10 protein-coding genes are annotated in these 10,441 nt (G+C 34.7%); 7 read left to right on the plus strand and 3 right to left on the minus strand.

Annotated elements, in window-relative coordinates; genetic code table 11:
• Positions 1 to 96 precede the first annotated feature (96 nt).
• Together NZ579_02165 and NZ579_02170 are read left to right on the plus strand one after the other, a co-directional pair.
• Positions 97 to 1,455 carry a tetratricopeptide repeat protein gene (locus NZ579_02165; protein MCS7298752.1) on the plus strand — a complete coding sequence of 453 codons (1,359 nt, stop codon included), beginning with the start codon at positions 97 to 99 and terminating at the stop codon, positions 1,453 to 1,455.
• Positions 1,452 to 1,823, plus strand: coding sequence for a 6-carboxytetrahydropterin synthase (locus tag NZ579_02170; GenBank protein MCS7298753.1), 372 nt, complete (start codon positions 1,452 to 1,454; stop codon positions 1,821 to 1,823). The genes NZ579_02165 and NZ579_02170 overlap by 4 nt, the downstream gene beginning before the upstream one ends.
• Here the strand turns inward: NZ579_02170 and NZ579_02175 are convergent.
• Positions 1,815 to 2,786 carry an SDR family NAD(P)-dependent oxidoreductase gene (locus tag NZ579_02175; protein ID MCS7298754.1) on the minus strand — a complete coding sequence of 324 codons (972 nt, stop codon included), beginning with the start codon at positions 2,784 to 2,786 and terminating at the stop codon, positions 1,815 to 1,817. The genes NZ579_02170 and NZ579_02175 overlap by 9 nt on opposite strands.
• Positions 2,787 to 2,907: 121 nt before the next feature.
• On the opposite strand from NZ579_02175, the gene NZ579_02180 reads away from it, so the two are divergent.
• On the plus strand, positions 2,908 to 3,816 hold the full coding sequence (locus NZ579_02180) for a hypothetical protein (protein MCS7298755.1): 909 nt from the start codon (positions 2,908 to 2,910) through the stop codon (positions 3,814 to 3,816).
• On the opposite strand, the gene NZ579_02185 is transcribed toward NZ579_02180, so the two are convergent.
• Positions 3,806 to 4,777 (minus strand): biotin--[acetyl-CoA-carboxylase] ligase, encoded by a 972-nt coding sequence (locus NZ579_02185; protein ID MCS7298756.1) that lies wholly within the window; start codon positions 4,775 to 4,777, stop codon positions 3,806 to 3,808. The two genes, NZ579_02180 and NZ579_02185, sit on opposite strands and share 11 nt — an antisense overlap.
• 161 nt (positions 4,778 to 4,938) lie before the next feature.
• Between NZ579_02185 and NZ579_02190 the strand changes: the two genes are divergently transcribed.
• The 3 genes from NZ579_02190 (at position 4,939) to NZ579_02200 (ending at position 7,912) form a co-directional block, all read left to right on the plus strand.
• The gene (locus NZ579_02190; protein MCS7298757.1) at positions 4,939 to 5,595 is read left to right on the plus strand and encodes a hypothetical protein; all 657 of its coding nucleotides are present in this window, start codon (positions 4,939 to 4,941) and stop codon (positions 5,593 to 5,595) included.
• A gap of 141 nt (positions 5,596 to 5,736) precedes the next feature.
• The gene (locus NZ579_02195) at positions 5,737 to 6,285 is read left to right on the plus strand and encodes a hypothetical protein (protein MCS7298758.1); all 549 of its coding nucleotides are present in this window, start codon (positions 5,737 to 5,739) and stop codon (positions 6,283 to 6,285) included.
• A gap of 4 nt (positions 6,286 to 6,289) precedes the next feature.
• On the plus strand, positions 6,290 to 7,912 hold the full coding sequence (locus NZ579_02200; protein ID MCS7298759.1) for a HAMP domain-containing histidine kinase: 1,623 nt from the start codon (positions 6,290 to 6,292) through the stop codon (positions 7,910 to 7,912).
• Here NZ579_02200 and NZ579_02205 read toward each other — a convergent pair.
• Positions 7,909 to 8,562 carry a bifunctional nuclease family protein gene (locus tag NZ579_02205; protein MCS7298760.1) on the minus strand — a complete coding sequence of 218 codons (654 nt, stop codon included), beginning with the start codon at positions 8,560 to 8,562 and terminating at the stop codon, positions 7,909 to 7,911. The two genes, NZ579_02200 and NZ579_02205, sit on opposite strands and share 4 nt — an antisense overlap.
• Positions 8,563 to 8,900: 338 nt before the next feature.
• Between NZ579_02205 and NZ579_02210 the strand changes: the two genes are divergently transcribed.
• Positions 8,901 to 10,268, plus strand: a complete 1,368-nt coding sequence (locus NZ579_02210; GenBank protein ID MCS7298761.1) for a hypothetical protein — start codon at positions 8,901 to 8,903, stop codon at positions 10,266 to 10,268.
• The last annotated feature ends 173 nt before the right edge of the window (positions 10,269 to 10,441 follow it).

Raw genomic sequence — 10,441 nt, forward strand, 5'->3', positions numbered from 1 at the left:
TGACGAAATGGTTTAGTCGCTAGATTTGTATAATTTTTAATGTTGTGTGTTAATTTTTTAGAATAATATAACGAAACTTGTTAAGGGTATGTGTCTATGGAGGATTTAGTTATCCTTGGTGCTTTTGCTGCGGTTATCATGTTTGTTGTTATTATATTCTTATTTAGGTCGTTTGTTCAACCACTCAAGCTTGATGCTATAAAGAAGAAAATAGATGATAAGAATTATGTAGGTGCTATAGCGGATCTGGAAGAGTATATAAAAAAGGATGAAAAGAACCCTTTGGCTCATCTGTATCTAGCAGATTGCTATTACATGACTAATAAAAGAGATCTGGCTCTAGTTGAGTATCGTCAGGCTTTGTCTCTAGGTAAGTTCTCAAACCAGTCAATAGAAAAACAAGCAAGGTATAGGATGGCTGATATATATGTTTCATTAGGACAGGTTGAAGAAGCTCAAAAGGAGTTTTTACTTATCGTTAAGATGGATCCAAACGATTATAAAGCACTCTATAACATAGGTAAGATATTCTATGAGAGAAACATGCGTGATAATGCACTTAATTATTTAAGCAAAGCTGTTAAAATTAACTCCTCTTTCCCTGATGCATGGTTCTATATGGGGAAGATACATCTTGATGCTAACAAATACGCAGAGGCTATGAATGCTTTCATCAATTGTGTGAAAAATGACCCTAAAAATTATGAGGCTCACTATAATCTAGGTGTGATATACAAGGCTATGAACAATGCAACGAAAGCACTTCAAGAGTTTGAAATTGCTGAAAGGTCTCCTGACACAAATTTGAAGCTCAAAGCTATATACCAGATAGGTTTGATAGCATCAGATAATGGTAATTACGATAAGGCAATAAGTGAATTTCAAAGAGCATTAAAATATGCAACTGAAGAAAATAACACAACTATAGGCATAAGATATGCCTTGGCTAGTGTCTATGAGAATAGAAAGCAGATCCTTGAAGCAATAGAACAGTGGGAAAGGATATCTCAATACAGACCTAATTATCTTGATGTTCAAGAAAAACTACTTAGATACAGTGATTTGAGAATGGATGACAAACTGAAAGACTTTGTTACCTGTTCTACTTCAACATTTGAGATATTATCTCAGAAAGTTCTTTCGGAACTTGATTATGATGTGATTGATAGTAAGGTCGTTAATGATAACACAGTCCATATGGTTGCGCTTGAAAGGTCGGGGAAGTGGTCAAATGTGAGACAGGGTAAGGTTTTCGTAGTTGTTACGAGAAGTGGAGAACCTGTGGATGATGACATATTATCACTTATAGTAGATAAGGTTAAAGCTATACACGGCGTGAAAGGGTTGTGTATAACAACATCAAGATTTACTCCTAAAGCTATAAGGTATGCTGAAAATCGTCCTGTAGCCCTTATAGATAGAAATGAACTTACGAAGGTATTAAAGAAGATATGAAGTATAGCGTTTCCGTTAGGTCCTCTTTTTCTTCTGCTCACAGGGTAAAGCTACCAAATGGTGATTGGGAACCTCTTCACGGACACAACTACAAGGTGGAAGTTTGTATATCTTCTGACAAGCTTGATGATAATGGTATGGTTATTGATTTCCTTCTGCTAAAGGAAGCACTGGATAGTGTCGTGTCAAAACTACATAACTCAAATCTCAATGAAAATTCTTATATTACATCCAAAGTAGATATACCTACTGCAGAAAACTTAGGACTCTTCATACTCAAAGAAGTTGAAGGGATAATAGGTAGAAAAGTTAGTTATGTTAAAATTTATGAGACTGATGATTTTTTTGTAGTAGTTCGGTCAGATTAACTTGTTATCCAAAGCCCATTTTATAGTTTCTGGAACGCCAATACTTATAGGATACTCATATTTCATACCTGTGTCTTTTACTATATTCTCGGAACAACAAACCCAACTATTTTTTATCTCGTTTATTTTATCATAGTTGAACATACTCGGTTTTCCTATTACCTTTGAGAAAGAAGTATTGAAAAACGCAAGAATGTATAATAGACTAACAGGTATTGGAATTCTGAGGACAAATTTTTTCCCGATTGATTTTTCGATCTCTCTGTAAAAGTCGGAGAGGTAGATAACTTCGGGATGTGCTGAAAAGTATTTTTTTCCTATCGTCTTTTCAGAAGTCATTGCTAGAAATATACTTTTAACTAGGTCTTTGACATACACCATGCTTAATTTAGTTTTGCCGCCTTTGACGAGTATTTCAAATCCGTATTTTATCATCTTATAAACTGGTAGGAATTCCTTATCGTAAGTTCCATAGACAGCGCTTGGTCTTATTATCGTTATAGGTATCTTGTCGTAGTTTACCTCTAAAAATTTCTCTGCTTCAAGTTTGGACTTACCATAGTGTGTAACAGGTGATGATGGATAATCTTCGGATATTGGAGTTTCAGAAGGACTGCTGGCCGCTTGAGAACTAATATAGACAAATCTCTTCAAACTAGGATTATTCTTTAAGACCGCTTTGAAAAGATTTATCGTTCCAATGGTATTGACCTTGTAGTACTCTGAAGGTGATAGGGCCTTGACAATAGCAGCACCATGGATAATATAATCAACATCTTTTACGGCATCAGGTAGTGATTCAGGAACTGTTATCTCTCCATATACTAATTCCGACTTATCTGCTATATTCTTTACGTTGCTTGTCTTTCTAACAAGGCATCTTATTTTAAAACCTTCTTTGTATAGAAAATCCACCAAATGATGACCTATAAACCCACTCGCTCCAGTTATCAAAACTTTCATAGCAATCTAGTTTAATAAAAGTGTCAAATTAGAATCAAAAACTCAGACTATCTCTTATGTAATTTATTCGTATTCTAATTTTACTTTAATAGAAGTATAAAATCTCTTTAAAATTTCAGCGATGAGAGTAGTAGGTTTTATAATTGAATATCTTTTCTTCATTGTTCTAAGGTTGGTTGTTCTTGTAATTGGGTACAAATTGGGTAAGAAAGTTGGTAGGTTTCTAGGTAAAATTGCTTTTAGGCTCATAAAGAATTTAAGAGATGCTGCCATTAAAAATGCAACTGTAATTTTCGGCGGTATTGATAGTGAAGTAATGAGAATACTTGAAAAAGCGTTTGAGAATGTGGGAATTTTTGTAGTGGACTCGTTCTTTGTGAATTGTATAAATGAAGATAACTATAGAGAGTTTGTAGAGTTTGAGGATTTTCATTACATACAAGAGTCTCTTAGTTACGGAAAGGGTGTGATTGTTGTGACTGGGCACTTTGGGAACTGGGAGTTCCTAGCGGGTGTTCCTGCGAGACTTGGGTGGGTGAAACTTGCTGTGGTTATGAATAGGCAAATAAATCCTTTTACAGAGTCACTAATTGTGAAGACTAGGAAGAAAGCAAATATGGAGACTATCTACAATCAACCTGAAGAGGTTAAGAGGATAATATCATTTCTTAAGTCTGGTGGTATAGTAGGTATGGTAGTGGATCAAGCGTATTACTTTGACCCTATATATGTGGAGTTTTTTGGAAGAGCTGCTCCTACCGCAAGAGGACCTGCCGTTTTTCATCTCAAGATAGGGTCGCCAATAGTTCCAGCGAGAAGTATTCTTCTTGAGGATGATAGGTATAAACTCAAGTTCTACCCACCTTTAAAGTTTGACCTGCCTTATAACGATGAAAGCGTAATGAAGATAATGAGAAACATAAACAGTATATTTGAGGAGTGGATAAAAGAAGACCCAACACAGTGGTTTTCTTGGACACATCCCAGATGGGACGTTGAAGGTATAGTTGTAAGAAAAACTAGACAATAAGGCTAACTTCTCCAAAACTAAACTTTTTTATAGTATTGTTGTCATCAACTATTATCTCACCTGTTCTTGAAACATCAACTAAAGTGCATTGTAGCGACACATCACCATACTTTACGCAAATCCTCTTGCCGATGTATCCAATGTTCTTCTTCCATTCTGTAAAGATAGAATTATATGTCATCTGAAGGATAGAGTCAAAGTTTGAAAGTATCATTCCTATGAGTGAGTATCTCTTGACTTCAAAACCTAGTATCTCATACACTGATGTTGAGTTTGGAATGGCCTTGGAAGGAATGCTATTAACATTGAGACCTATACCTATAACGATTGCTTCAACGAGACCTGTTGTGTATTCCAAGATGGTTTCTACAAGTATTCCACAGACTTTCCTATCGTTGTATATTATGTCATTGGGCCATTTGATAAAAAGATTGTCAATATCAAGATTCCTTAAGGCTTCAAGGACTGCTATAGAGGCGGACATTGTGTATTTTACTACTTCATCAATATGTATGTTCGGCTTGAGTAATATACTCATAGTTATGTCTTTACTACTTTCTGAATACCAGCTTCTACCGAACCTGCCTTTACCTTGAGTTTGGTGATTTGCTATCACTACGGTTCTATCTTCTAGATTTTTAGCATTCTCCAGACAGTAAGTGTTGGTTGATGATATTTCATCAAAAATTATAAATTTGAATTCATTATTCCCAGTATATTTTAGCCTTATTACTGATGGGTAAATAACATCAGGAATGTTTGTGATCCTGTATCCCTTATATTTCTTGGCTTCTATTATAAAACCTTCATCCATAAGTTCTCTGATGTATCTATTTACCATAACTCTGGTTATTCCTAGTTCCTTAGATATTTTTTCTCCTGAAACAGTTTTAGATTTACCAGAAGTATCCCATCCTTCAAGGAGTAGTCCGAGTATTATATTTTTAATGTCAGACTTCATAACGATACATTAAGTATATTTTGAGGAGACAATGTTTTTCTACTAGTGTGAAGATATTTGGGATCAATATAGGATTTAAACTCGTAACTGGTAATAACTTGAAATTTATGTTTTTGCTTCAATACCATTATGAGAAACATGCTTATGAGGAGGATAAGGATATGAAGAGGTTTATTTTAGTCACTTTTACTCTACTTCTGATTGGAAGTTTTGCGTTCGGTGGTTCTTTCGGTGCATATACTGGTATAACTGAAGGTATATCCGTAGGTCCATCGTTCCATATTCCTATAGATCCATTCTCTGCTGAAGTAGAGTTAATGGCTGCTGTTGGAGTACTACCAAAACTTGATATACAATCATCTTTGTCAGTTATTGGAATAGCAAGTGAAGGGGTTCAATGGCTAGGGGCTTCCATAATGCCAAGATATGATCTAGGTAGTTTAGCAATACTTAACTACAACATTTTCGGGTTACATCTGGGGTATTCGGATGCGTTTGAGTTAGGTATTGAATACCACACCGAACCAAGCCTAGTCCAAGACATTCTCTGGATAGAACTCAATCTAGGTTTCTATGCTTTACCTACTCTCTCTGTATCAGGTATAATAGCCCCTGTATTATCACTACAGCAACTTGCTAATCTACCATTATCAATATACTTTGAAACAGACCTAGAAGCAGAGATAGAACATCTTGACCATTTACACTATTCTCTTATAGCAGGCATCAGCGTAAGTGTTCTAGAAAACCTTGAGGTGAATATAGGTTATAACTTTTCCGGCTCTGAAATAGTAGGTTATCTTAACTTATCATTCTAGGTTTTAAGGGGGTATATCCCCCTTAGTTTTCTTGTTTTAGTCTATTGTACTTTATAAGTGTCTAATTTGAATATACTTATCTTCATCTGTTATACATCTTGAATGTAAATATATTTTATGTGTAGGTTTATCCTAACCTTGATGATATTTTTTGTTAGTATTGGTGCTTACTGCTTTGAGATTTCAAAGCCTAGGATATTCTTTGATAGGAATAACTATTCGGTCCTGGTTATAGTCTTTGTTGAAGGGAGTCCTCCCAGACGACTTGATGATATTCTGAAAAGGAATTTTAGTGTTGAATTTACACTAGAATTGAATTTCATAAGAAAGGATTTTGGAGTGTTCAATATACAAACGGTAATAACAAACATAAAAACAAGATATTCAATTTCATATGACATTGTGAGTGGTAAGTACATAACTTCTAATCCATTTACCTTTAGAACTTATGACAATTTTGAGGATGTAATAGATGGTTTATCTCCCTTCTTTCAAAGAATTGATCTTAAGTCATTCAAAGGTAATCCAGATTTTGAGGAGATATATGAAGATACAGAGTTCTTTATAACATCAAAAGCAAGGATAACATACATTAACTTGAAACCACCTCTCAGTATAATAACATCTCTAATTGGTTTCGGTAATTATGAAACACCAACAACAGTTTCAGATACTTTCAGGATAAGGTAGGATTATGGTAAGGCAGTATGTTCTAATATCCATTTTCATAGCAGTGATTTTAATAACTTCTGTGATAATATCAGAATGGGTATATACTCTTTCTTTCGGAGCAGTAAATAGAGTTTCAAACTTTGTAGTGGTATCTTTAGTAGTTGTTTCATTCTTCACATCAATACTTCTAATTTTTAAGTCTGTAAGAGATCTAATAGCGTCAAAATTAGGTTCAAGAATAAGGCTTAGGCTTATAGTTCTGTTCGTATTCACGAGTAGCATATCAAGTATTATCTTATCAACGATCTTTGTATCAACAGTGGATGCTATAAGGTCGGTTAATGAAACAAGAGAGGGTGAGAGAGTATCTCAAATGTCGAGAGAGATATTAAAACATTTGTCAGTATTCTACAAAGATATGTTTGTTGAGATAGAGACATCATTAGATAAACCATCAAAAGGTGTTAAAGTTTTAACTATTTCAGGTTCAACTCAAGTTTCAGACAAGGTTGAGAAAGAGATAATTAATCAAGTTCTTAAAACATTTGCTACTGAAGGAAAAAGTATAATAGTTGTTGATGATAAGGAGTATGGGTTTGTGTTTAGAAGAGATAGGGACTATAAGGTTGCTTATAAGCAAGTTGATAATGAGATATACGAAATCAAGAAAGGAATATCAAAAATACTTCAGGTGTCAAGTAATAGTGAGTTCATATTCTACGATATTTTTGGGAATTACTTTTTAGTAATCCTGATTCTTTTGAATATACCATCACTTTTCGTATCAATACTAATAGCGTATTTGTTTGCTGAATACGTCTCAACAGGTATATCAAGGTTAAGTGAGGGGATGAACGAATTGTCAAAGGGTAATCTTCAATACAAAATATCAGAGAAATGGGCTGTTGATGAAGTTAGGGATTTGATAAAAAACTTTAACATAATGACACTAAAACTTCTTGAAGCACAATACAGGGTAAGTAAAATGGAAAAAATGGAACTGTGGAAGGACATTGCTAGGAAAATTGCACACGAGATAAAAAATCCTCTAACGCCGATAAAATTATCAATCCAAAGACTACTTCTGGATACTGAAAAAGAAAACTTCAAACAAAAAGTAGTATCCAGTCTATCGTTAATACTTGAAGAGGTTGATAGGATTGATAATCTTATAACTCAACTATCAAACTTTGCGAAAATACCTCAACCAAACCCTTCAAATTTTAGTTTCACTACTATCGTTGAGAGTTTGAAATCACTGTTTTCTGAACAAGGGATTGAGATAGAGTATATTGTTGAAGGTGATGATAATATATACGCAGACTTTGATCAAATAAAGCAGTGTTTGATAAACCTTGTGAAGAATGGTATTGATGCATCTCAAGGACTTTCAAACAGGATCACTATAAAGTTTTCTAGAAAGCCTGAATCCTGTGTTATAAGTGTTAGAGACTATGGAGTTGGTATTCCGGATGATATGAAAGACAAAATACTAAAGCCTTACATAACAACAAAAAAAACGGGTAGCGGGCTTGGACTCTCAATAGTTGAAACAATTGTTATAAATCACAATGGGAAACTATACTTTGATTCTGCGGTAGGCAAGGGTAGTGAGTTCTTTATTGAGATACCTTCATCTTACTAATCTTGCTGTTCTTTGTTTTGGAGTTTGTTTATCTCGTCTCTTATCTTTGCTGCATCTTCGTATCTTTCTTCCATTACGGCTTTCTCTAACTCTCTCTGTAGTTCCTCAAGCATGACTTCTTTCTTAGTTCTTCTTGGTTGCCCCGTTGACCTTGAACGTGTTGTAGATTGTGTTTGTTCAGTAGTTGGTTCGTTGCCTACATCCTTCTGTTGTAGTGACCTACCATAAGCCTGACTTACATACTCAGACCTATGGACAGAAGCAATATCCATTACATGTTGGGATACATATATAGGTGCGTTAAACCTCAACGCTATCGCAACAGCGTCACTAGGTCTTGAGTCTATCTGTATGATATTACCTTGAAAGTTTATATACAGATTAGCATAGAAAGTGTTATCCCTTATGTCGTTTATTACAACCTTCTCAACATAACTTCCTAGGCTATCAAGAATATTCCTTATGAGGTCATAGGTAAGAGGTCTTGGAAACTTCATCTCCTGTAGTTTGAAGAGTATTCCATTCGCCTCAAAAGGTCCTATAAAAATTGGTAGAACTCTGTTGCTAACCCTATCGTAAAATATCATAGCAAAACTTGTATTTGCCATTACAATGTCTTCTATTTCAACCTCAATTATGTTTTCTTCCATATCTCTATGTAATAAAAATAAAAAATATATCCGACACTAGTCAAGTTAATATTTTTGCTTTAAAAACATCGTTAGCAGATAACAGACTCTCACAATTAGATATGGTTTCTATCGCAGTATCTAAAGATATGGATAGATGTTCTTCTCAACGAACGACTAGAAAGACTAGTATCAATTGAAGCATTGAAACTGACTAACACTACCTAGAACCGAACAGGTCAGATAAGTAGAGAGTTCAGTATTCATCTACTTGCCTGATGGAAGTTAGGATTTGTTGTTGAAGAGAGGTTATACAGTTTGTAATCAAGTTAACTTTTATGTTATAATAGTTAACCATGATGTATATATTTATTTACCTAGTGGTTTTGGTTGGTTTGATTGTGGTTTTATACAGGAGGATTACGAGGAGTGAGGGTGAGTATTTGGTTTATGGTAGGAGAGGGGGTGTGTTTGAGATAACGATGTCGCTTACCGCTTTAGTTTTTGGTGCATCTTCGGTTTTTGGGCTTGGAGGATGGGCTTACAAACTAGGGTGGAATGCTATCTGGTGGACGCTATCAGGTGTTGTATTCCTAGTAATTCTTTCTATATTCTTTGTTAAGGTAGTTCATTCACTCAAAGGTTATACAATAATTGACATAATACAGGAAGGGTTTGGGAAAGAGGTTAAATTTATCTCTTCTTTGATACTTTTTGTTGCTTGGGTTTCGGTTCTTGCGGGGCAGGTGATAGCGGGTGCGAATATTACTCAATTTGTTGTAGGGGATAGGTTGGCTTCGTTAATTATATTTTCTTCTATCTTTGCGGTATATACGCTAATTTGGGGACAAGTTGGTGCTATAAAAACTTCACCATTACAAGTTATCCTGATGGTTTTTGGACTTCTGATATTACTCTATGTTTCCGTTTCAAAATTAGGTCCTGATGGTAGTCTTCAGTCCATCGGAAGTAAAGGTATTGGATTTAGTGAAGAGTTTTCGTTATCTCTATGGTTGAGTATTTTTGTCTCCGTTGGGCTTTCTTACCTATTTGGTCCTGATATATACTCTAGGATTTTCTCTTCCAAAGATTACCGAATCGCAAGGTTATCTTTACTTTTGGCTTCGTTTTTGATCGTCGTAATATCGGTATTGATAGTTTCAATCGGTATTCTAGGTAAAAGTCTATTACCTGATATTCAAAACCCTGAAAATGTAATACCTACACTGGCTTTGAGTGTTCCTGATGAACTTAAACCTTTGATTTTGATTGCTCTAATATCCATACCTCTATCAGGTGCGGATGTTATACTGCTTACTTCTACTTCACTTGTATCAAAAAACATTATTTCAACTATCTTTGGTGATAGGGAAGTTTTTACAAGGCTATGGTTTGTTAGAACTGTAGCACTTGTTGTAATCCTTTTCGCAACTTTGGTTTCTTTAGTAGGTAGGGGTATAATCCCTATGCTACTACTAGCTTACAAAGTTTTTTCTTCTACCGTTGTTCCTCTAATATTTCTTTCAATATTGTCAAAGGTTTTCAACAGGAAGGTTTCAGTGTCTAATTTGGGTAGGGTGGTCATTTTTGTTATGTTGGCTTTGAGCTTGGTATATATAATTGTAGTAGAACTTATTTATCCTCAAATGAAGTTTGATGGTTATAATATGTATCTACTTTTGATTAACCTAGTAGTGTTTTGGGGTGTCTGGTTGTTTGGAAAGTAGGTGAGGTCGCTTGATTGAATACAACCTGAAATTATTGATCGGTTTGTGAAATTTTTTCAAAGTATGTGTAAATATTTTTTACAATTTTGGGTAGATACTTCAAAAATCGGTCTTGTTGATGCTTTCAAAAATGTCGTTTTTTACTGGTTTCCAAGGTTATTTAGGATTATTTA

The organism is Spirochaetota bacterium (genome assembly GCA_025061835.1).
Taxonomy (GTDB): Bacteria; Spirochaetota; Brevinematia; order DTOW01; family DTOW01; genus SKYB106.

Coding starts and splice junctions, on each gene's coding strand:
- NZ579_02165 (MCS7298752.1), top strand. CDS start 97: ATGGAGGATTTAGTTATCCTTGGTGCTTTTGCTGCGGTTATCATGTTT.
- NZ579_02190 (MCS7298757.1), top strand. CDS start 4,939: ATGAAGAGGTTTATTTTAGTCACTTTTACTCTACTTCTGATTGGAAGT.
- NZ579_02200 (MCS7298759.1), top strand. CDS start 6,290: ATGGTAAGGCAGTATGTTCTAATATCCATTTTCATAGCAGTGATTTTA.
- NZ579_02175 (MCS7298754.1), bottom strand. CDS start 2,786: ATGAAAGTTTTGATAACTGGAGCGAGTGGGTTTATAGGTCATCATTTG.
- NZ579_02185 (MCS7298756.1), bottom strand. CDS start 4,777: ATGAAGTCTGACATTAAAAATATAATACTCGGACTACTCCTTGAAGGA.
- NZ579_02205 (MCS7298760.1), bottom strand. CDS start 8,562: ATGGAAGAAAACATAATTGAGGTTGAAATAGAAGACATTGTAATGGCA.
- NZ579_02180 (MCS7298755.1), top strand. CDS start 2,908: ATGAGAGTAGTAGGTTTTATAATTGAATATCTTTTCTTCATTGTTCTA.
- NZ579_02170 (MCS7298753.1), top strand. CDS start 1,452: ATGAAGTATAGCGTTTCCGTTAGGTCCTCTTTTTCTTCTGCTCACAGG.
- NZ579_02195 (MCS7298758.1), top strand. CDS start 5,737: ATGATATTTTTTGTTAGTATTGGTGCTTACTGCTTTGAGATTTCAAAG.
- NZ579_02210 (MCS7298761.1), top strand. CDS start 8,901: ATGTATATATTTATTTACCTAGTGGTTTTGGTTGGTTTGATTGTGGTT.